The organism is Erythrobacter sp. R86502, from assembly GCF_042466465.1.
In the GTDB taxonomy this organism is placed as follows: Bacteria; Pseudomonadota; Alphaproteobacteria; order Sphingomonadales; family Sphingomonadaceae; genus Erythrobacter.
This window is the reverse complement of record NZ_JAXHCJ010000001.1, coordinates 1,678,296-1,699,335: the sequence shown is the minus strand read 5'-3', so window position 1 is coordinate 1,699,335 and position 21,040 is coordinate 1,678,296. Positions and strand designations below refer to the sequence as shown.

22 protein-coding genes are annotated in these 21,040 nt (G+C 62.1%); 14 read left to right on the top strand and 8 right to left on the bottom strand.

Going from position 1 to position 21,040, the window contains the following annotated elements:
• Positions 1 to 135 precede the first annotated feature (135 nt).
• The 3 genes from argC to SJY33_RS08215 form a co-directional block, all read right to left on the bottom strand.
• Positions 136 to 1,071: an N-acetyl-gamma-glutamyl-phosphate reductase gene (argC, locus tag SJY33_RS08225; protein ID WP_379922277.1), complete on the bottom strand. Its 936-nt coding sequence runs from the start codon at positions 1,069 to 1,071 to the stop codon at positions 136 to 138.
• A gap of 2 nt (positions 1,072 to 1,073) precedes the next feature.
• The gene (locus SJY33_RS08220) at positions 1,074 to 1,436 is read right to left on the bottom strand and encodes a hypothetical protein (protein WP_379922276.1); all 363 of its coding nucleotides are present in this window, start codon (positions 1,434 to 1,436) and stop codon (positions 1,074 to 1,076) included.
• A gap of 103 nt (positions 1,437 to 1,539) precedes the next feature.
• Positions 1,540 to 2,925: a leucyl aminopeptidase family protein gene (locus SJY33_RS08215; RefSeq protein ID WP_379922275.1), complete on the bottom strand. Its 1,386-nt coding sequence runs from the start codon at positions 2,923 to 2,925 to the stop codon at positions 1,540 to 1,542.
• A gap of 66 nt (positions 2,926 to 2,991) precedes the next feature.
• Here SJY33_RS08215 and SJY33_RS08210 point away from each other — a divergent pair, with 66 nt between their 5' ends.
• Positions 2,992 to 3,885 carry a PdaC/SigV domain-containing protein gene (locus tag SJY33_RS08210; protein ID WP_379922274.1) on the top strand — a complete coding sequence of 298 codons (894 nt, stop codon included), beginning with the start codon at positions 2,992 to 2,994 and terminating at the stop codon, positions 3,883 to 3,885.
• A 32-nt stretch (positions 3,886 to 3,917) separates the two neighbouring features.
• On the top strand, positions 3,918 to 4,745 hold the full coding sequence (gene map, locus SJY33_RS08205; protein ID WP_379922273.1) for a type I methionyl aminopeptidase: 828 nt from the start codon (positions 3,918 to 3,920) through the stop codon (positions 4,743 to 4,745).
• Between the two features lie 87 nt (positions 4,746 to 4,832).
• On the opposite strand, the gene SJY33_RS08200 is transcribed toward map, so the two are convergent.
• Both SJY33_RS08200 and ccmA read right to left on the bottom strand, forming a co-directional pair.
• Complete coding sequence (locus tag SJY33_RS08200; protein WP_379922272.1) at positions 4,833 to 5,483, bottom strand: heme exporter protein CcmB; 651 nt, start codon at positions 5,481 to 5,483, stop codon at positions 4,833 to 4,835.
• Positions 5,480 to 6,088: a heme ABC exporter ATP-binding protein CcmA gene (gene ccmA / locus SJY33_RS08195; RefSeq protein ID WP_379922271.1), complete on the bottom strand. Its 609-nt coding sequence runs from the start codon at positions 6,086 to 6,088 to the stop codon at positions 5,480 to 5,482. The genes SJY33_RS08200 and ccmA overlap by 4 nt, the downstream gene beginning before the upstream one ends.
• A 64-nt stretch (positions 6,089 to 6,152) precedes the next feature.
• Here ccmA and SJY33_RS08190 point away from each other — a divergent pair, with 64 nt between their 5' ends.
• Entirely contained in the window at positions 6,153 to 6,452 is a 300-nt protein-coding gene (locus tag SJY33_RS08190) for a 4a-hydroxytetrahydrobiopterin dehydratase (RefSeq protein WP_379923553.1), read from the top strand.
• A gap of 9 nt (positions 6,453 to 6,461) precedes the next feature.
• Here the strand turns inward: SJY33_RS08190 and SJY33_RS08185 are convergent, their stop codons facing one another.
• The 3 genes from SJY33_RS08185 to SJY33_RS08175 all read right to left on the bottom strand — a co-directional run bounded on the left by SJY33_RS08185 (position 6,462) and on the right by SJY33_RS08175 (position 10,118).
• Positions 6,462 to 7,268, bottom strand: coding sequence for an SDR family oxidoreductase (locus SJY33_RS08185; protein ID WP_379922270.1), 807 nt, complete (start codon positions 7,266 to 7,268; stop codon positions 6,462 to 6,464).
• A gap of 71 nt (positions 7,269 to 7,339) precedes the next feature.
• The gene (locus tag SJY33_RS08180; protein WP_379922269.1) at positions 7,340 to 9,415 is read right to left on the bottom strand and encodes a S9 family peptidase; all 2,076 of its coding nucleotides are present in this window, start codon (positions 9,413 to 9,415) and stop codon (positions 7,340 to 7,342) included.
• Between the two features lie 85 nt (positions 9,416 to 9,500).
• Positions 9,501 to 10,118, bottom strand: a complete 618-nt coding sequence (locus SJY33_RS08175) for a DNA-3-methyladenine glycosylase family protein (RefSeq protein ID WP_379922268.1) — start codon at positions 10,116 to 10,118, stop codon at positions 9,501 to 9,503.
• A gap of 105 nt (positions 10,119 to 10,223) precedes the next feature.
• On the opposite strand from SJY33_RS08175, the gene SJY33_RS08170 reads away from it, so the two are divergent.
• From SJY33_RS08170 to mraY, 11 genes are all read left to right on the top strand, one after another.
• Entirely contained in the window at positions 10,224 to 10,541 is a 318-nt protein-coding gene (locus SJY33_RS08170) for a 2Fe-2S iron-sulfur cluster-binding protein (protein ID WP_379922267.1), read from the top strand.
• An 85-nt stretch (positions 10,542 to 10,626) separates the two neighbouring features.
• Positions 10,627 to 11,667 (top strand): cysteine synthase A, encoded by a 1,041-nt coding sequence (locus SJY33_RS08165; RefSeq protein WP_379922266.1) that lies wholly within the window; start codon positions 10,627 to 10,629, stop codon positions 11,665 to 11,667.
• Positions 11,664 to 12,077 carry a hypothetical protein gene (locus SJY33_RS08160; RefSeq protein WP_379922265.1) on the top strand — a complete coding sequence of 138 codons (414 nt, stop codon included), beginning with the start codon at positions 11,664 to 11,666 and terminating at the stop codon, positions 12,075 to 12,077. The genes SJY33_RS08165 and SJY33_RS08160 overlap by 4 nt, the downstream gene beginning before the upstream one ends.
• A 58-nt stretch (positions 12,078 to 12,135) precedes the next feature.
• Complete coding sequence (locus tag SJY33_RS08155; RefSeq protein ID WP_379922264.1) at positions 12,136 to 12,858, top strand: hypothetical protein; 723 nt, start codon at positions 12,136 to 12,138, stop codon at positions 12,856 to 12,858.
• A 382-nt stretch (positions 12,859 to 13,240) separates the two neighbouring features.
• On the top strand, positions 13,241 to 13,738 hold the full coding sequence (locus SJY33_RS08150; RefSeq protein WP_379922263.1) for a division/cell wall cluster transcriptional repressor MraZ: 498 nt from the start codon (positions 13,241 to 13,243) through the stop codon (positions 13,736 to 13,738).
• Positions 13,735 to 14,679 (top strand): 16S rRNA (cytosine(1402)-N(4))-methyltransferase RsmH, encoded by a 945-nt coding sequence (gene rsmH, locus SJY33_RS08145; protein ID WP_379922262.1) that lies wholly within the window; start codon positions 13,735 to 13,737, stop codon positions 14,677 to 14,679. The genes SJY33_RS08150 and rsmH overlap by 4 nt, the downstream gene beginning before the upstream one ends.
• Positions 14,676 to 15,233, top strand: a complete 558-nt coding sequence (locus SJY33_RS08140; protein WP_379922261.1) for a hypothetical protein — start codon at positions 14,676 to 14,678, stop codon at positions 15,231 to 15,233. Before rsmH ends, SJY33_RS08140 begins: the two co-directional genes overlap by 4 nt.
• The gene (locus SJY33_RS08135) at positions 15,230 to 16,969 is read left to right on the top strand and encodes a peptidoglycan D,D-transpeptidase FtsI family protein (protein ID WP_379922260.1); all 1,740 of its coding nucleotides are present in this window, start codon (positions 15,230 to 15,232) and stop codon (positions 16,967 to 16,969) included. Before SJY33_RS08140 ends, SJY33_RS08135 begins: the two co-directional genes overlap by 4 nt.
• Positions 16,966 to 18,447, top strand: a complete 1,482-nt coding sequence (locus SJY33_RS08130) for a UDP-N-acetylmuramoyl-L-alanyl-D-glutamate--2,6-diaminopimelate ligase (protein ID WP_379922259.1) — start codon at positions 16,966 to 16,968, stop codon at positions 18,445 to 18,447. The genes SJY33_RS08135 and SJY33_RS08130 overlap by 4 nt, the downstream gene beginning before the upstream one ends.
• Positions 18,444 to 19,937 (top strand): UDP-N-acetylmuramoyl-tripeptide--D-alanyl-D-alanine ligase, encoded by a 1,494-nt coding sequence (gene murF, locus SJY33_RS08125; protein ID WP_379922258.1) that lies wholly within the window; start codon positions 18,444 to 18,446, stop codon positions 19,935 to 19,937. The genes SJY33_RS08130 and murF overlap by 4 nt, the downstream gene beginning before the upstream one ends.
• A gap of 32 nt (positions 19,938 to 19,969) precedes the next feature.
• A complete protein-coding gene (gene mraY, locus SJY33_RS08120) occupies positions 19,970 to 21,040 on the top strand; it encodes a phospho-N-acetylmuramoyl-pentapeptide-transferase (protein ID WP_379922257.1) in 1,071 nt (356 codons plus the stop codon).

The window sequence follows — 21,040 nt, the reverse complement described above, 5'->3', positions numbered from 1 at the left end:
GGTGGTGGCTGCGAACGATCGTTGCCGCTTGAAGACTCAAAGGGCAGGATGTCTTTCGCCGGAAAAGCCCGGTTAGCAAGATTATGGTGCGCTGCGCAATGGGTGCACAGCATATGATCGAGCCTTGCCTAAATTTTAAGCATTACCCAAGCGCAGGCCGGTGGTTTCGGGCAGGCCGCACATGACGTTGAGGTTCTGGATCGCAGCGCCTGATGCCCCTTTGCCGAGGTTGTCGAGCACGGCGACAAGCCGCGCGTGCCATCCCCCCTGATTGGCAAAGACATACAGCGACATTTCGTCCGAGGCTGGCGTAGAGCGATCGAGCAGCAGCTCGTTGACTGCGCCGTCATCGCCGACCTTAACGATCTGCGAGCCTTCATAGAAATCACGCAACGACGCACGCAAACGGCCAGCGTCGGGTGAGCCCGGCATCGCTCCGAGATGAAGGGGGATCTCAACCACCATCCCGCGATAGGCAGGGACCACTGCAGGGGAAAAAATCACGTCGTGGCGCAGGTCCGCGTACCGCTTCATTTCCGGAAGATGTTTGTGCGCCATATCAAACCCATAGGCGCGGTAAGCGGGCGCATCAGCGGATTCAAAGCGCGCAATCAGCGCATTGCCGCCGCCGGAATAACCGCTGACGGCATTGATTGTGTAGGGCCAGTCAGCCGGCAAAAGCCCGGCGCGCACCAGCGGCGCGATCAGACCGAGAAAGCCCGTGGGATAGCACCCCGGGTTGCTAACCAACTGCGCATCGGCAATCGTATCGCGGCCGACAAGTTCGGGGAAGCCGTAGCGCCAACCGTCAGCCACCCGATGCGCGCTGGAAGCGTCTATGATGCGGGTGCCTGAACCTGCTGCCAGCTTCGCCGCTTCCTTGGCCGCATCGTCCGGAAGGCACAGGATCGCGATATCGGCAGCGTGGAGCGCATCGCGGCGTGCGTTTTCATCTTTGCGCTGCGCATCATCGAGCAGCAGCAGTTCAAATTCGCTCCGTCCTTTCAGACGCTCACGAATTTCAAGGCCGGTGGTGCCTGCCGCACCGTCGATGAACAGGCGAATGGCCATGCCTAGGCTTCCTCTGGCGCGAGTTCACTGGCCCGGCACCAACCTGTCGGGCCGCTTGGGCTGGGGCATCCCCAAACCCAATCACCGGCCACATCTAGAAGTTCGAAGCGGCTTCGCGCGGCAAGTGTGGTGAAAACTTCGGCATCATCGCGCGGGGACAGGCGCAGGCCGACTCCGGCCGCACCCACCGTCCTGTGGTGGGGTATGACATAGTGCGCCGCCAAGTGCGTTTCGGCCAGCGCCATGTGTGCCAGATCGCCGCGCAATGGCAAGGTGCCGGGCGCGGGCTTTTCGACCGGGCCTTTCAGACCCAGCACACCCGCAGGCACTGCATAGTCGGTGGTGTCGCGCGCCGCGCCGCTCATCGTCGTTCCGTTGGCCCCGAATATCCCGCGCGCGCCAAGCCCGGCGACCGCGTGGCAGGCCCGTTAGCGGCAAGCGGCCCGCGGAGCAAGCGCACGCCTTGTGTCATTGGCCATAGCGGGCGCGGATTGCATGCCACGATGCGCGCAGCCCCAGTCCCCGTCCGCCGCGGGCGCGCCCCGGCTTTGATACCGGGCTCCACGCGAAGGTATCGTAATGCACCCAGTCGATACCTTCGCCGACGAACCGGTCCAGAAACAAGCCTGCAACACTTGCTCCGGCAAAGGGGTTATTGGCAGAGTTTGCCATGTCGGCCACGTCCGAGGCGAGATATTCGCGGTAAGGTTCGTGCAGCGGCAATCGCCAACCGGCATCGTCATGGGCCTTGCCCGCCGCAAGGAAGGCATCCGCCGTTTCATCGCGCCGCGCCATCAGCGCAGGCAGGTCTGGGCCCAAAGCCACGCGAGCAGCACCGGTCAGCGTGGCAAAGTCAACGATCAGGTCAGGGTCCTCCTCGCTTGCCCGGGTCAGCGCGTCACCCAAGATCAAGCGCCCTTCGGCATCGGTGTTGTCGATTTCGACCGTCAGCCCCTTGCGGCTTTGCAGCACGTCGCCGGGCCGGAAGGCGTTGCCGGAAACCGCGTTTTCCACCGCGGGGATCAGCAGATGCAGCCGCACTTTCAATCCCGCGCCCATGACAAGCCCTGCCAACGCCAAGGCGTGGGCTGCACCGCCCATGTCCTTTTTCATCAACCGGATACCGGCACCTGGCTTGATGTTGAGACCACCGGAATCAAAGCATACGCCCTTGCCAACGATCGCAAGCACCGGATCTGCCGCATCGCCCCAGACCAGATGCATCAACCGCGGTGCGTGGTGGCGTGCCGCTGCTCGGCCTACGGCATGAACCATCGGATAGCCTTGTTCCAAAGCATCTCCGCGCACCACGGTCAGATCAGCCTTGTGCACCTTGGCGAGCCGTTCACATTCGGCTTCGAGCGCGGCTGGGCCCATATCCTCGGGCGGCGTATTGACGAGATCGCGTACAAGGCATTCGGATTCGGCCTCGGCGGTCGCCGCGTCGATCTGCCCGACCTGCGTTGTGACCAAGATACGAGGCGCAGGGGCCTTGTCGTCGTTTTTGTACCGGGCAAAGCGGTACTGACCTGTAATCCAACCAAACATCGCGGACCCAGGATCGGTGGTCGCTACGCGGTAGACGCCTTCGGGAAGTTCTTCGGCAAGTTTGGCCAAGCACCAGCTCGACAGGCTTTCAGGATTGGCAACGCCGCCTACGGCAAACCAGCTGTCGCCATCGGGCACGATACCGACCTGATACCCGCTTCCATCGAATTTCTGGGCGGCCAGGGCGGCGCGCTGGCCGGCTGTCAGCCCCTTGGCAAACGTGTCATAGCCATCCTTGTTGACCAGATGAATGGCAATCGCATCCTCGCCGCGATCGGGCCGGATCAGTGCTTTGGGTTCGCTCATACCTGCTCCATAATCCGCCTGTGCCGAATGTCACCAGCAGATTCGGCCGCGCCGAAGGAGAGTACGATGCGCATTGCAATGTTTCACGTGGAACACCGTTCTGGCGTTGCTGGCATGATCCAGCAAGTCCACGCAGGATCGGTAGCGGCCATCGTGCTGTTGCTGGGGGCGATGCTTGCTGGATGCGCGGAGCCGGAACCGGTGCCCCGCGAAATGCAGGCTGCGCAGCAGGCGGATACGCCCGAACCGCCCATGCCGCCCGCGCCGGCTGCTCCCGATGCAACCAAAGTGACATTCTCCGACAATGCCAGCCAAGGAGAGGCCAAGCGCGAATTTGGCTATGCCTGGCCTGCCGAGGTGTCCGCCGTCCCATTGCTTGCCAAACAGTTCACCGCCGAGCGAGACAAGCTTCTGGCCGAACAAAAGGCCGATTGGACAGAGGCGATCGCCGAATACGGAAACAGCGATTGCATCGCCTGTGTAAACCGCGGGTTTGGAAAAACGTGGGAAGTCGTAGCAGACCTTCCCCGGTTCCTGTCGCTCTCGGCAAGTTTCTACGCCTACACCGGCGGTGCGCACGGCAACAGCGCGCATGACGCCTTGGTATGGGACCGCGAAAAGAATGCGGCAATCAAACCTGCGGCGATGTTCCGGTCACCTGCAGCATTGCAGGATGCGCTGGGCGCTGCGTGGTGCAAGGCGCTAAAGGCGCAGCGGACAAAACGCCTGGGCGAAGAATACAGCGACGACGGGTTTTTCCCCTGCCCGCCGATTGCCGATCTGACGGTGCTGGTGGGATCATCGGACAAGCAGGCATTCGATCGCATCGGATTGATCGCTGCGCCTTACGTGGCAGGTTCCTACGCCGAAGGGGATTACGAGGTGACCATGCCGGTGAACGCGGCCGTGCTCGCGGCGGTCAAACCTGAATACAAGGCAGCCTTCGCGTTGGGGACGTAGCTTTTTGCGCGCAGCATCGCTATGTAGCGGACATGCACGATTACCAACTCGTTGACGGCGATGAGACCGTCTATCGCGACGGCAGCATCAAGCTGCATTCGGCCGAGGGCTTCGAAGCCATGCGCAAGGCAGGGCGGCTGGCAGCCGAGATCCTGGATGCCTGCGCCGATCTGGTGAAGCCCGGTGTCACCACCGGCAGCATCGATGACGCGGTGCGCGCCATGATGCTGGATGCAGGCGCGGTGCCTGCGACATTGGGCTATCGCGGTTATGCGCATTCGTCCTGCATTTCGATCAACCATGTGATTTGCCACGGAATTCCGGGCGACAAGGTGTTGAAGGATGGCGACATCCTCAACATCGACGTGACGCCTTTGGTCGATGGCTGGCACGGCGATACGTCGCGGATGTTCTATGCTGGTGAGCCTTCGCTGAAGGCGCGCAAGCTGGTCGAAGTAACCTATGAATGCCTGATGCTTGGCATCGCGGCGGCGCAGCCCGGCGCCCGGCTGGGGGATATTGGCGCCGCGATTGAAGCCCATGCGAACCAGTTCCGCTACGGCGTGGTGCGCGAGTTTTGCGGGCATGGTCTTGGCCGCCTGTTCCATGACGCGCCCGAAGTCGTCCACGCCGCCAAGGCTGGCACGGGGCCCGAGCTGAAGCCCGGGATGTTCTTCACCATCGAACCGATGATCAACCTCGGCAAGCCATGGGCCAAGGTGCTGGGCGACGGGTGGACTGCGGTGACGCGCGACAAGAGTCTGAGCGCGCAGTTCGAACATTCGATCGCAATCACCGAAACCGGGAACGAGATTTTCACCAAAAGCCCGACAGGGCGCGACTTTCCGCCTTACGTGTAATTCGGGCCGCTTGTGTTTGAAGTTGGCTCATAGGTTCAACGTATCACTGCAAATACGTCGGGGCCGACAGGTAGGTGATTTGAGGGACTAATTCTCTCTTGCCGCCCGGATTGCTGCCCCTGCGGCGAAGGGCGCAAGTGCCACCAGCGCGAGGCTGATCGCGGCTACGAAGCCAAGGCTCGTCTGATCCTGACGGGCGAGCGCGCCGGCACCGAAAATCAGGATCGGCAGGGCGAGCGGGATCAGAAGTAAGCCCGAAAGCGCCGCGCCTGCGCGCAGGGAGGCGGTCAAAGCGGCGATCATCAGTCCGATGGCAGCGAGGCCCGGCGTGCCTGCCAACAGACCCAGCAGCAGGATCTGAAACGGCTCGCCCTCAATTCTAAGCAGCGCGGCGGCGGGAAAGGCCGCCAGTACCAGCGGCGGGCCAAAGCTGAGCCAGTGCGCCAGAAGGCGCACGGCCATCATTGCCTCTTCGGCCATCCCACGCAGCTTCAATTGGTCGAAGAATCCCAAATCGATATCGCGGGCTACCAGCTTTTCCAGGGGCAGGATCGCTGCCAGCAACGCCGCGATCCACACCACCCCGCCGCCTGTCTTGGCGAGCACGTTGGCATCCGGCCCAACCGCAAAGGGAAACAGCATCGCCACTGCGACGAAGAACACCACTGGAAGCGCAGCACCGCTGCCGGTAAAAGGGAAGAACTGCGCAAGATCACGGCGAAGCAGCGCGACAATCATCCGTCTTGCTCCTCAGCCGGAGCAAAATCTTCGATCGCGAAGCTGGTCATGCCCGGCACATCAAGCGGTTGGTGCGACGCGATCAGCGCAATACCTCCGCCAGCACAATGTTGGCGCACAAGTTCGCTGACCAGATCCTGCGAGGCCGTGTCGAGACCGGACAAAGGTTCGTCCAGAAGCCAGACAGGCGCGGCCTGACCCAGCACGCGGGCCAACGCGGCGCGCTTTTTCTGACCGGTGGACAAATACCGTACCGGCACCTCGGCCAGGGAATCGAGTCGCAACCGCGCCATGATGGCGTCAGTGGCGGCCACACCGTCCAGCCCGAACCAGAATCCCAGCGCCTTCGCCAAGGGCAGATCGGGATCGAGACCGCTGCGTTCGTCAAGCAGCGCCAAGTCGCCACGGCGAGACACGCTGCCGGAAAAGGGCGTGGTCAAACCTGCCGCGGAGCGGATCAGCGTTGTCTTACCCGAACCGTTTGCGCCTGTCACATGGCACACCGCGCCAGCCTCAAGCGAAAAGGACAGGCGCCGAAACAGTAGCCGGTCGCCCCGGCTGCAGGCCAGATCGTTGGCAACCAGAATGGGCGAGGGCGCTTGCATTGCGCTTTCGCGTTAGGGAAAAGGGGGCCAGCAAACAAGCGACCCCTTTTGCCGGAGTGCCATGATGTCCGTCCCCGAACTCAAAGCCGATGACGTAAATGACTTGCTCAGCCGCCATCCGGAATGGAGCCTCGCTCGCGACGGCAAGGCGATCACACGCTCGTTCCAGTTTGCAGACTTTTCCCAAGCGTGGGGCTTCATGTGCCGTGTCGCCCTGATAGCCGAAGCGCATGATCACCATCCTGAATGGTTCAATGTCTATGCCAAGGTGGATATCACGCTGACCACCCACGATGCCGGAGACACGGGCGGGCTCTCGTTGCGCGATGCCAAGATGGCGCGGGCCATAGATGCGCTGATTTAACCTGCTTGCTTACCGCCCCAGCGGCCCAGAACTTGCGCGCAGCTGTTTCCTGACCTTGCCGGGCATCCAGCGTTTTGCAAAGGCCATGCGCCGCGACGTGGGGCCAACGAAGTAATCCAGTTTATCGCCGTGAACGGCATCCCAGATGGCCTGCGCGACATGTTCAACCGGACTGATTTCCAGCCCGGCGGCGCGCACCCGGTCGCGGATCTGTTCGTTCGATTTGCGGTTGCCCGTGCCGTTCAGCAGTGGCGTTTCAATGAAGCCTGGGCAGACGGAAGCCACCGTGATCCTGTCGGGCGCCCATTCGGCATCTAGGCTTTCGGAAACCGCACGCACGCCGAACTTGGTGGCGCAATAAACGCTCATCCCCGCAGAGCCTGCGATCCCGGCGGCGCTGGCAATATTGACCATGGCGGAACGCGGCGCGCTGGCCTTGAGATAAGGATAGGCGGCCTGCGCGCCGTACAACACGCCCTTCAGGTTGATATCAAGGCAACGGTCAATTTCTTCAGGGTCGAGTTCGGACAGCGATCCGCCGGTGCCAATCCCGGCATTGTTGACCAGCACATCGATACGCCCGCCAGCCGCGGCGGCGAAAGCTGCAAGCGATTCGTCCCATGCTGCCCGGTCGCGCACATCAAGGTGGCCCGCCCACTTTGCCTCGCCCGCAATGGCGCCGAGTGTCTCGTCCATTCCGGCGACATTGATATCGGCAACGCCCACAAACCACCCTGCCTCGGCAAAGTGGAGGGCGGCGGCCCGGCCAATGCCCGATCCGCCGCCAGTGATGAAAATGCTGCGCTGCTGTCCCATGAGATCCCCTCAGATTGTTGTTTGCAACCTGATTAGAACGCCGCGGGACGCTTGTCAGCAGCGGTGTCGAACTATCCCCCGAGCGCGGCTTCGAGGCCCTTCACATGCTCGGCCCCTTCGACGATCTGCGCGCTCGATGGCTTGAGCACATCGCCCACCGGCTCGGCACGCCCGCCGATGCATTCGGCGAGGAAATTCTCGGCGACGGCATAAAAGGCGATGTTGTTTTCGGGCCGGGCAAAGCCGTGGCCTTCATCGGGATAGAGCACATAGGTCACCGGGACCCCGGCAGACTTCATCGCGGCGACGATCTGGTCGCTTTCCGCCTGCGCCACGCGCGGATCGTTGGCGCCTTGGCCGATCAGCAGCGGCTTGACGATCTTGTCCGCCTTGTAGAGCGGGCTGGCCGCCTTCAACAGCGCAAGGCCTTCGGGAGTGTTGGGGTTCCCCATCCGGTCGTGGAACTGCTTGACCACAGGTTCCCAATACGGGGGGATCGTTTTCAGCAGGGTTTCAAGGTTCGACGGGCCCACGATGTCGACGCCGCAAGCGAACTTGTCCGGCGTCATGGTGAGCCCCGCGAGCGTTGCGTAGCCCCCATAGGAGCCGCCCATGATCGCTACCTTGTCGGCTTGGGCAATGCCTTCGCTGATCGCCCAATCGACTGCGTCGATCAGGTCGTCATGCATCTTGAGACCCCATTGGAGGTTTCCGGCATTGATGAAATCTTTCCCGAACCCGGTCGAGCCGCGGAAGTTGACGCTGAGCACCGCATAGCCGCGGTTGGCGAGCATCTGGTGGTTGGAATTGAAGCCGTAGCCATCGCGCGCCCACGGCCCGCCATGCACCAGCAGCACCATCGGCACCGGCTTGTCGGGCTTGCCGTCGCCGTCGGCATCGCTGCCGGGCGGCAGGGTCAGGTAGGAGGGCAGGGTCAACCCGTCGCGGCTGGTGATTTCGCGCGGGTGCAGCGGTTGCAGCGGCGCACCTTCGAGCGCCGGACGCGAGGTGTAGAAGGGGGTGAGCGTATGTGCCTTGCGGTCGTAGATATAGGTCGCGGCCGGCTTCACCAGTGGGTCGTTGGCGACGATCCAGATGCTGTCATCCTCCGTACGGCTGGCGACGCCGAACTGGCCTTCGAGTTTGGTTTCCAGCCAATCGAGCGATGCGCCGATTTCGGGATCGATCGCGGTCCATTCGTTCTTGAGGTAGTTGACGGCGTAGGCTTCGACCACGCCGGTTACGGGATCGCGAAGGGTGCCGCCGATGTCGGCCTTGGCATCTTCCGCGATGACGCGCTTGTCGCCCGTGGCGCTGTCCTGCGCGATCAGCGCGGCGGTGTTGCGGCCGCGGCTGTCGATCCAGTAGAGCGTGCTGCCATCCGATGTGTAGCCGGCGGGCGAGGTGGTCAGCGAATCTTCCATCGCGGTGGTTTCAAACGGCTCGGCCGCGACCACGTTGTTCTCAACGCGGAAATAATCGGTGCCGCCGGCCGCATTCTGGCGCATCGCCATGCGCAGGGTCAGCGTGTCATCGGCCATGAACCCGGCATAGCCCGGATTTTCGAGCACCTTGGTCAGCTCACCGGTGTTCAGATCAAGCAGGTGGACATCGTGGAAGCGCGGGTCACGGTTATTGAGGCCCAGCAGCACCTTGTCCTTCATCGTCGTCGAAGCGCCGATGATCTGCACGCGGGTCTTTTCGAACGGGGTGAGGTTGGTCTCGGCACCGGTGGCGACGTTGATCCCGTAGAGCAGGAAATTCTCGTCCCCGCCCTTGTCCTGGATGTACATTACCGAACTGGCATCGGGCGACCAGAAATGCTGGCGTATGGGGCGGTCGGTCGCGCTGGTGAGCGCGCGAGCATCATCGGGGTTGCTGACTGGCGCGATCCAGATGTTGAGCACGCCTTCCTTGGGTGCAAGCCAGCTCAACCATTTGCCATCCGGGCTGATCTGGCCGCCGGCACGGACGGGATTGCCGAACAAGGCATCGCGCGGGATCAGAGGGGCGGCTTCGGCGGTGGTGGTCATGGTGGTTCCGTTGTTGGCAGCGTGGTTATCGGCGTGCCCGGCGGCGGGTAGAGCCAGCGCCGAGACTGCTGCCGAAATCAGACACAGACTGCGGAAATGATGGAATGGCCGCATTTCTTATTGCCCCCAAGGCTGCAAAATTGTTGTTGGTGTGTTGTAACAATAATACACAAAGAGACCGTATTCAAGCAATCACGCTTCACAGCGCCGGGTTGGCGTAGAAATGCCAAGTGAAGATCGCCATGCTCCCGCGTTGGGGCGACCACGGTTCGGCCAGCCGGCGGGTCACATTTTCACCGGGGCGTTCTTCAAGGTTGAGCAGCCGTTTGACCCCTTCCTGCACAGCCAGATCGCCAGCGGGCCAGATATCGGGGCGACCTTCGGCAAACAGCAGATAGATTTCCGCCGACCAGCGCCCGATCCCCTTGATCCGTGTCAGCAGGGCAATCGCCTTTTCATCATCAGCGGGCAGGGTGCCAAAATCGAGCTCGCCCGAATGCGCCAGTTCGCACAGTGACCGGGCGTATCCCTGTTTCTGACGCGACAGGCCGCATGCGCGCAAGGTGTCGAAATCACGTTCAAGCAAAGCGGAAGGGACAAAGTCGGTGCCGAGTTCGGCTTCCAGCTTGTTCCAGACCGATTCCGCCGATGCGACCGAAACCTGCTGGCCGATGATCGTCCGCAGCATCGTGGCAAACCCCGGTTCCCGAATACGCGCATCGGGATAACCGACCCTTTTCAACGCCGATGCCAGATATGGCTCCCGCGCGGCCAATGCGTTCAGATCGTCGTGCAATTTTTCCGTAGTGAGTCCCACTGGCACCGTCCTTAACTTGCCTTGGCCCTAAGAGTATCTTAGCAGCCGCAGTCATACGCGCAGCGCAAGACCCTGTGTCCAATAGCTCAAAAGGAACTTCGATCCATGCCCAGACTGGTCGTCACCAACCGCGAAGGCGAAACCAGCGAGATTTCCGTTAAGGACGGACTTACCGTGATGGAAGCGATCCGTGACAATGGGTTTGACGAATTGCTGGCTTTGTGCGGCGGATGCTGTTCGTGCGCGACGTGCCATATCCACGTCGACCCGGCTTTCGCAGACAGGATGCCCGCGATGAGCGAAGATGAGGATGATCTTCTCGAATCCTCGGACCACCGCACCGAAAACAGCCGCCTGTCGTGTCAGGTGCCTCTGACGCCCGCACTTGATGGCCTGCACGTGACAATCGCACCCGAAGACTGATCCCTGGGCTGAAGGCAAGGCTGGCTTTCCGGGTGCAGCGGACTTCTGCGTTGCCCCGGACCGCACGAGCGCCTAATTCAGCGCCATGAACATTACACGTCCTATTGGCGATACGCTCGCACTGATCGGTAACACACCTCTTGTCCGCCTTGCCGGCCCCAGCGCTGCTGCGGGTTGCGACATCTACGGGAAGTGCGAATTTGCCAACCCCGGCTCGTCGGTCAAGGACCGCGCCGCGCTTTGGATCATTCGTGATGCCGAAAGCCGCGGGGAACTGCAGCCCGGCGGTACTGTGGTCGAAGGCACCGCCGGTAACACCGGGATCGGCATTGCGCTGGTCGCCAATGCGCGCGGCTACAAGACGATCATCGTCATGCCCGACAACCAGTCCAAGGAAAAGATGGACACGTTGCGGGCGCTGGGCGCCGAACTGGTTCTGGTGCCACCGACCAAGTTCGCCGATGCCGGTCACTTCGTTCATACCTCGCGCCGGCTGGCTGAAGAAACACCGGGCGCAGTGTGGGCGAACCAGTTCGACAACATTGCCAACCGCCGCGCCCATATCGAAGGCACCGCGCCTGAAATCTGGGAGCAGCTTGACGGGCGCGTCGATGGTTTCACCTGTGCGGCTGGCACCGGCGGGACGATTGCGGGCGTCGGGCTGGGGTTGAAAGCGTTTGACGAAAACATCCGCATCGCGCTGACCGACCCGCACGGAGCGGCACTGTACAACTACTACGCCAATGGCGAACTGAAGGCCGAGGGGTCATCAGTGGCCGAGGGTATCGGGCAGGGCCGGATCACCGCCAACCTTGAAGGGGCGCCGATTGATACGCAGTACCGCATCGGCGATGAAGAGGGTCTGCACTGGGTCGAACGCCTGCTGAAGGACGAGGGGCTGTGTCTTGGCCTGTCATCCGGCATCAACGTCGCTGGCGCAGTTGCGCTAGGCAAGGAGCTCGTGAAAGAGGGGCGCGCCAACCCGCATGTCGTGACAATCCTGTGCGACACCGGCTTCCGTTATCTGTCGACCCTTTACAATGCCGAATGGCTGGCAGCAAAGGGCCTGCCCGTGTTTGACTGGCTTGTCCGCGATGGCAACGCTGCTTCGGCAGGTGCTGCATGAACCGCCCGTCGCTGCTCGATCGGCTCCGGCGCATGAACCAGCGCAGCCTGTTTGGGCCGAATGCGCGCAGCACCGCCGCCGTGCGCAGCAATGTCACCGATGCTGATGCGCTTTCATCCGCAGGCCAAGCACGTTCGGAAGCAATACAGCGGTTGCAAGTCGGCGTGTTCGGGATCGGCGCGATGGTGTTGCTGGTGGGTCTTGCCAGCGTCATCGGCGGGCAAGCGGACATGAACGATGACCTTGCTGTGCCCGAAGCCGCGCCCACAACCGAACCCAATCTGGCGCCGGCACAGGCCAATCCGCTCGCCGATGCAGGTGTGGTGCCCGACATTGCTGCCGAACCCAGCGCCTCGCCCGAGCCGCTGCTGCTGCCCACTGGTCCGTCAGATGTCCCGCCGCAACGCTAGGTCTGTGGTGGCCGCGGTTGTTGCGGCGATGTTGGGTGTCAGTGCGTGCAACGCGCCCATGACTGCCAGCGATGATCGCACATCCATCGAAACGTCGAACCCGGTTGCCATCAAGCTGGGATTGATGACCAGCCTGCCGCTTTACTGGCCGCTTGGCGTGCAGATGGGCGAACTTGCCAGCGGACAGGTTCCGGTGCCGTGGCAGCGCACTGAGTTGGAGGCGCGCTATGCCATCGATCCGCTGGATACGCTTTCGCCCGTTCCTTCATTTCCGGCCGGCGGCCCCGACCGCGATCCGCTGGCCGGGCTGAACGCGCTGGCGATTATCCAGCCTCGCGGGCTTTCACCCGCTGACAATGTCGCTCTTGACCAGTGGGTGCGAGGCGGCGGCCGGTTGCTTTTGATGCTCGATCCGGCTCTGACCGGGGAATATGACCTTCCACTCGGCGACCCGCGGCGTCCGGTCGATACGGCGCTGATCCCACCGGTCGTTGCGCGGTGGGGTCTGGCAATAAGCTTTGATGATACGCAGGCCGCCGTTGTGACGACGACGTCACTTGATGATGCACCATTGCCTCTGGCGTTATCCGGCACGGTAGCGATTATTGATCCCGAAGCCGCCCGTTGCACGGTGATGGCAGATGGTGCGGCTGCACGGTGCGCGGTGGGGAAGGGCATGGTGACACTCATCGCTGATGCCGCCGTGTTCGAACACGAGGAGCTTGGCCGCGCGGATGCCGGTGTGCTGCGCGCAATCGTGTCAGCCGCGATCGAAGCATGACCGTGGGGAAAATGCGGGACATTCCGGATTCGCACTTAACACAATCGGGAATCATGCGGGAAATCCCGTCAATTTGCGGGGAATACGGACATTTTCAGCAAAGCCTGGCGAATGATTATCTCCTAATCCCGATGTGAATATCGTTACAAAACAATAAGCTATCAAGTTTTCCCGTTATTTCCCGGAAAATTCCCTTCCAAACCCGCCCGGTCCCCGATATTACCGGGGTCCATCAGATATGCCTGTTTGTTTCGCGTTCGGCTGGTGGGGTCGGCGCAACCGTGTCGCATGCGTGCGCGCGGAGCGGGAAAGGCATGTCTCATCATCATGCGAGGCGCCAATCGGCGGCGTTTCGTTCGGGGCAAGAGGGGGTCGCAGGCACGTGTCTGCATTTGGAGGATATAACGGCCAAGCTTACTCGCCTTCGGGCGAGAAGGGCCGTTTTGTCCTGCCGCCCGCCTTCCGCAAGGCCGTCAAGGAAAGCTCTGGCGGCAGCCGCACCCTCTGTCTGACCGTGCATGACAAGTTCGATTGCCTCATCGGGTTTGGCCTGTCGCGGATCGACCAGCTTCACGCCAAGCTCGATCGCGAGGAAGATCTCGCCATCAGCCGCAAGGATGACAGCTTTGACCGCGATGTTCGCGCTGCGCAGCTGTTCGGCTTCGAGCAGTTGTCGTTTGATGATTCCGGCCGTTTCGTAATGCCCGAACATCTTCGGGAACTGGGCAAGATCAGCGATGGGGCCTATTTTCACGCCGCAGGCGATTTCTTCTTCGTGTGGTCGCCCGAAGAACTGCTGCAGATGGGGCCTGAATGGAAAGGCGCGCAAGCTGCCTGTTCCAAGCTGATGGCAACCGCCAAAAAAGGGGGCTCGGCATGACACAGATCGCGCCTCACATCCCCGTGCTGCTTGATGAAGTGATAGCCGCATTGGCGCCGCGTCCCGGCATGACGATCGTGGATGCAACTTTTGGGGCAGGCGGATATACCGCTGCGCTGTTGGAAGCCGGCGCGACAGTTCACGCGTTCGACCGTGACCCCGATGCCATTGCCGCAGGACAGGCGATGGTGCAGCGGTTTGACGGACGTCTGTCGCTGCATCCTGCCCGCTTTTCCGCCATGCGTGCAGAACTTGCCGCCATCGGTATCGACACTGTCGATGCGGTGGTGATGGATATTGGCGTGTCTTCGATGCAGCTCGATCAAGGCGAGCGGGGATTTGCCTTCATGCATGATGGCCCGCTTGACATGCGGATGAGCCAGGACGGCGAAAGCGCTGCCGATTTTCTCAACACTGCCGATGAAGAAGCGATTGCCGACGTGATCTATCTTTACGGCGAAGAGCGCCAGTCGCGCCGTGTAGCCCGCGCCATCGTGGCAGCGCGCCCGCTTGCCACCACCGGGGAACTGGCCCGCATCGTACGCCGTGCCCTGGGACACAAACCGCACGACAAGAAGGACCCGGCCACCCGTACGTTTCAGGCGGTGCGGATTCACGTCAATGATGAACTGGGGGAGCTGGAAGCAGGACTTGCGGCAGCAGAGGCGTTGTTGCCCGCAGAAGGCATGCTGGCGGTGGTCAGCTTCCACAGCCTTGAAGACCGCATCGTGAAGCAGTTTCTGCGCAACGCCAGCGGTGCAGGGCGGGCGGTTTCGCGGCATCTGCCCGGTGAACTTCCCGGGCCTGCGCCAACCTTCGCGCAAGTGTCCAAGGCAATTCGTCCGTCCGAGGCCGAAATCGCCCGTAATCCGCGTGCCCGTTCTTCCACCTTGCGCCATGCAATCCGCACAGCCGCCCCGTCCAGGAGCCAAGCCGCATGATGAACCGCTCTAAAGCCCGTTCGCTTGGCTGGGTCGCCGTGCTGGCGATCTGCTTTGCGCTTCTCGTGGTGCTCAGCTTCAAGGTTCATGCCGTGAAAAGCGAAGTATTGCTGGCCGAACGCCAGTTGATCGCGCTTGAGCGTGAAACGATGCTGCTGGAAACCGAATTCGAAACCCGCGCCAATCAGCGGCAGTTGGCCGAATGGAACGCGGTCGAATTCGGATACGAAGCACCGCGGGCCGGGCAGTTTCTGGATAGCGAACGCCAGCTGGCAAGTCTTGGCGAACGGCTGGGCCCTGACGCGCCATCCCCGATCCGCTTGGCGCGGGCGGGCGGCGATGATCTGGACGAAGCGGTAACTGATGCGCCGATGCGTTCGCCGGTGTCCGGGGCCAAGGTCACACTTGCATCGGCTTCGACCGAGAAGGACGCAGGCGCTGTCTTTGCCGAAGCCTTTGGCGATTTCCTGATCGAAGCGTCGCCGATACGTCCGGCCCGCGCCGAAACGCCTAGGGCCAATCCCAGCCTCGCAAGCGCGGGGACCGGCGAATGAACATGATGGCGGCTTCGTTCAACACGCGCGTCGCCACGCCTGTCATCCCCGCGGGCCGCGTTTCCGGCCCCGGAATGCGCCAGCAATTGCTGTGGACCGCGCGCGTAAGGGTGCTGTGGCTGCTGGCAGGTTTTGGCTTGATTGCGTTGATCGCGTTGCTGCGGATCGCCTCGCTTGGTCTTGCAGGACAGGCACCGCAGCGCACCAGCCTGGAAGACGCGCTGCTGCCGCCGCGCGGTGAGATTACCGACCGCAACGGCGCGCCGCTGGCGCGGGCATTTCCGGCCTATGCCCTGCGGCTCAACCCCGAAGCGATGGGCGACAGCGGCTCTCCGTTGGTGCGTTCGCCTGAAGAGGTTGCACGTGGTCTGAAGGCCATTTTCCCGGACATTGATGAAGCGCGCATGGCGCGGCGTCTGATGTCGGGCAAGGCTGGCTACCTGCGCCGCCGCATTTTGCCGGAAGAGGCGAACCGCGTGTTCGCGCTGGGCGAAATTGCGCTGGAAATTCCGCGCGAAACCGATCGGTATTATCCGCAAGGCACGCTGGCGGCCCATGTCCTTGGTTATGTGGTCGAAGAAGAAGGCGGCAAAATCGGTATGGAGGAGGTTCTGGAAGATCACCTCAGCCATCCCGAAAAACGGAACCAGCCTGTGGCATTGTCGATAGATGCGCGGGCGCAAGGCGCGCTCGAAGATGAGCTGCGACGGGGGATGCTTGCAACCAACGCCATCGGCGCTGCTGGTATTGTTTTGGATGTCGACACCGGTGAAGTGATGGCGCTGGCCAGCCTTCCGGAATTTGATCCGAACACCGCTGGCGCTAGCGGCGCAAAGAACGTTTTCAACCGGGCCACCAATGGGGTGTTCGAACTCGGATCGACGTTCAAGCCGCTTAGCATTGCTGCCGCGATCGATGCAGGCGTGGTGCGTGATTTCGGCAAATCCTGGGATGCAACGCCTGTCGCGGTCGGACGGCGCACCATCAAGGATCTTCATCCGCACGGCACGGTTCTCAATGTTCCGCAGGCGCTTGTCTATTCGTCCAATACGGTCACTGCGCGGGTTGCTGACGCATTGGGCTCTGAACAGCTGCGCAAGGTGATGATCGATCTGGGAATGGATCGCCGCCCCTTCATCGAACTGCCCGCGAAGGGCAAGCCGATCTGGCCCGCCGGACCCTGGAGCCGCGTAACCAATATGACGGTTAGCTACGGCCACGGTCTTGCCGTTACCCCGCTGCATCTGGCAAGCGCCTATGCCGCGATGGTCAATGGCGGGATCTGGCGCCCGGCATCGCTAAGGAAGCTTGCACCGGCTGATGTGCCGCGCGGTCGCCGCGTGTTCAAGGAATCCACCTCGTCGCGGATGCGGCAATTGCTGCGCATGATTTCGCTCTATGGGACGGGACGAAGTGCCGATGCGCCGGGATACCGGGTCGGCGGCAAAACCGGTTCGGCAGAAAAAGCGGGCGTGGGCGGCTACCGCAAGACTTCGCTTGTGTCGTCCTTCGCCGCCGCATTCCCGATGGATGCTCCCCGCTATGTCGTGGTCGTGGTTGTGGATGAACCCAAGGGCACCGTGGCAAGCTCGTTCCAGCGGACTGCCGCATTCACCTCGGCTCCGATCGTGGGCCGCTTGGTCCCGCGGATTGGCCCGATGCTGGGGGTGCAGCCGGATGATAGCCGCGATGTAGACATTTCAGATCTGCGTTATCTCGTGGATCGCGGCGAATGAGGCTTTCGGAACTCTTGCAAGCCGCGGGTCTGCCCACCGACGGCGCGCAGGAAGCCGCGGGCGTCACCGGCTTTGCGATCGACCACCGCAAGGTCGCCCCCGGAACAGTATTCGGCGCTTTTCGCGGCGCCAAGTTCAACGGTGAGGATTTCATAACTGCCGCTATCGAGGCGGGCGCGATTGCCGTCGTGGCTCACCCCGAAGCCCGCGTCGAAGGTGCGCTGCACATTGCCGACGTTAACCCCCGACGGGCTTTTGCGCGCCTCGCCGCGGGCTTTTTTGCTCCTGTGCCTGAAACGATCGTGGCTGTGACAGGCACCAACGGCAAGACATCCTGCGTGGAGATGACCCGGCAAATTTGGCGCATGGGGGGTGAACGTGCCGCAAGCATCGGGACATTGGGCGTCACAACACCCGACGGAAGCGTATCCACCGGCCTGACCACGCCCGACATCGTCACGTTTCTTGCCAACATGAGCGGGCTGGCCCGTGAAGGCGTGACGCACGTGGCTTTCGAAGCATCAAGCCACGGCCTTTCGCAATATCGCAACGAAGGGCTCCACGTCACTGCCAGCGCGTTTACGAACTTCAGCCGGGATCATCTTGATTACCACGGCACAATGGAGGACTATTTCGCTGCCAAGATGCGGCTGTTCACTGAAGTGGTCGGGCCGGGCAGCCCGGCTGTGATCCATGATGCGGGCGATGGTTCGGAATGGACAGCCAAGGCGGTAGCGCACGCAACGGCCCGCGGGCTCGATGTGCGCACCGTGGGCGAAGGAGGCACGTATCTGCGCCTTGTCCGCAGGGAGGCAGGCCAGCTTGGTCAGATGCTGACCATCGAACATGATGGTGCCGAGCGAAAGGTGAACCTGCCGCTCATCGGTGCCTATCAGGCGGCCAACGCTCTGGTTGCTGCCGCCCTGACGATGGCGACCGGTGTATCTGCTTCCATGGTGTTCGATGCACTCACCCGCCTACAACCCGTGCGCGGCCGGTTGGAGCGGGCGGCGCTCAATGCGGCCGGGGCGCCGGCCTATGTTGATTATGCCCATACGCCTGACGCGCTGGAAGCTGCCATGGCCGCGCTGCGTCCTCATGTGGACGGCGATGGCAGGTTGATCGTGGTTTTCGGGGCTGGAGGCGACAGGGACGCTGGCAAGCGGCCCCAGATGGGCGAAGTTGCGGCGCGGATGGCGGATGTCGTGATCGTCACGGACGACAATCCGCGCAGTGAAGATGCAGCAGCCATTCGCACCGCGATCATCGCGGGTGCAGGCGCCGATGCCCGCGAAATCGGCGATCGCCGTGCTGCCATTGCTGCCGCAATTGGGGAAGCCGGTCCGCGCGACATTGTGCTTATCGCGGGCAAGGGGCACGAACAGGGTCAGATATTCGGGTCAGGAGAAACAATGCGGATCGAAGCGTTCGACGATGTCGAGGTTGCGCGGGAATGTGCGGGGAGCGCAGGCCGATGAACGCGCCGCTTGCCCATCCGATGATGCACCAGTGGCCTGTTGCAGTGCATGACACGCTTCCGACTGCGCTGTGGAGCGCGTCCGAAATCGCGGCGGCGACGGGCGGGATCGCCAGCCATGATTTTCAGGCTGCGGGTGTCGAAATGGATTCGCGCGACGTAAAGCCGGGTGATGTCTTTGTGGCGCTCAAGGGTGAAACGATGGACGGACATCGTTTTATCGATACCGCCTTTGCCAAGGGGGCGGTCGCAGCAATCGTCGACCGTGCGATCGATTATCCGCATGTGTTGGTAGCTGATACGACCAAGGCATTGCACGATCTGGCCCATGCGGCGCGGGACAGGGCAGTGGAAGCCGTTCGGATCGCCGTGACCGGATCGGTGGGCAAGACGGGTGTGAAGGAAGCAATCTTCGCTTGCCTCGATCGGGCCAGCCGGGGCGCAGCGCATCGCAGCGTTCGCAGCTACAACAACCATGTGGGCGTGCCGTTGAGCCTTGCCAGGATGCCGGCACGCGCCAAGTTCGGTGTCTTTGAAATGGGCATGAACCATGCGGGCGAAATCGCGCCCCTGTCCGCCCACGTCCGGCCCCATGTGGCGCTCGTCACCACGATTGCGCCTGCGCACATCGAGAACCTTGGCGGACTCGATGCGATTGCCGACGAAAAGGCGCAGATCTTTACCGGGCTCGAGCCGGGCGGCGTCGCTGTTATCCCGGCTGACAGCGAATGGGCCGAACGCATGATTGGTCACGCGCGCGCCTGCGGTGCCCATGTGGTGACGTTCGGGCGTGCAAGGACCGCCGATGTGCGGCTGCTCGATGCGATCCCGGCAGCAAATGGTGGTTCGCTCGTTACAGCGGATCTTGGCGATCGGCGCATTTGCTACACGATCGCAGAACCTGGTGATCACTGGATTGCCAATTCGCTGGGCGTGATAGCCGCTGTGCGCGCCGCTGGCGGTGATTTGGCGAGCGCAGGATTGGCTCTGGCAGAAATGGGGGGTTTGAAGGGCCGCGGAGCGCGTCACACCATCATCCTGCCGACTGGGGGCGCAGCCGTGATGATCGACGAAAGCTACAACGCGAACCCTGCTTCGATGCGCGCTACGTTGAAAACGCTGCAACAAACCCCTGCGACCCGCCGCATTGCGGTGCTTGGCAGCATGAAGGAGCTGGGCGATTTTGCCGATGGTTTTCACCGTCAGCTGGCCGATCCGATCACCGAAGCGGGTGTAAGCCACGCAATCCTGGTGGGGCCGGAGATGCGCGCTCTTGCAGACGAACTGGGGAAAGCCGCGCGCGCGCAGCTTGGCAACAGCGTCACCTTCGCGCATTGCGAGGGACCTGCCGAGGCGATCGCAGCGCTCGGTCAGTTCGGACTTGCTCATGATGATGCGGTACTGGTCAAGGGGTCCAATTCGGTGGGACTTGGGCGATTGGTGGCGCATTTCACTCAGACTGCCCGTGCATCAGGCGCAACCGGAGGCTGAGGCCGCGCCGAAGGACGCCAAAGGACGATTCCATGCTGTATCTTCTTGCCGAGTGGCTTGGCTTTGAAGGCATCCTCAATCTGGTGCGCTACCAGAGCTTTCGGGCGGGCGCGACATTGATGACGGCGCTGTTGATCGGTCTGATCATCGGTCCGCGCTTCATCAATCTGCTGCGTGTGCGTCAGGGTAAAGGCCAGCCAATCCGGCTGGACGGGCCGCAATCGCATCTGGCCAAGCGCGGCACGCCGACTATGGGCGGGCTGATGATCCTGACTGCGCTGTCGCTGTCGCTGCTGCTGTGGATGGATCTTACCAACCCGTTCGTCTGGGCGTGTCTTGCCGTGACGATAGGTTTCGGGGCCATCGGCTTTATGGATGATTACGACAAGGTGTCGAAAAACAGCCATGCCGGGGTTTCTGCGCGGGTCCGGCTCCTCGCAGAATTCGCCGTCGCCGGTATTGCTTCGTGGATTATCGTCAGTCAGATCAACACCAATCTGTATCTGCCCTTCCTGACAGGTGCCAGCATTCCGTTGGGGCCGGCATATTACGTATTCGCAGCCTTCGTGATTGTGGGCGCAGGCAATGCGGTGAACCTTACCGATGGGCTTGATGGTCTGGCAATCATGCCGGTCATCATTGCCAGCGGCACATTTGCCATCATCGCCTATCTGGTGGGCCGCGCAGACTTCTCCGACTATCTTGGCATTCCGCATGTGCCGGGTGCAGGGGAGCTTGCCATTTTCTGCGGCGCCATCATGGGCGCAGGCCTGGCGTTCCTGTGGTTCAATGCGCCCCCGGCGGCGGTTTTCATGGGTGATACAGGGTCGCTCGCACTCGGCGGTGCATTGGGCGCGATCGCGGTTGCCTCGCATCACGAGGTCGTATTGGCGATCGTCGGCGGGCTGTTCGTGTTGGAAGCGGTTTCGGTGATTGTGCAGGTCTTCTGGTTCAAGCGCACGGGTAAGCGCGTGTTCAAGATGGCCCCGATTCACCATCATTTCGAACAACTGGGCTGGAGCGAGAGCAAGGTTGTGATCCGTTTCTGGATCATTGCGATTGTGCTTGCGCTGATCGGCCTTTCCACCCTGAAGCTGCGATAG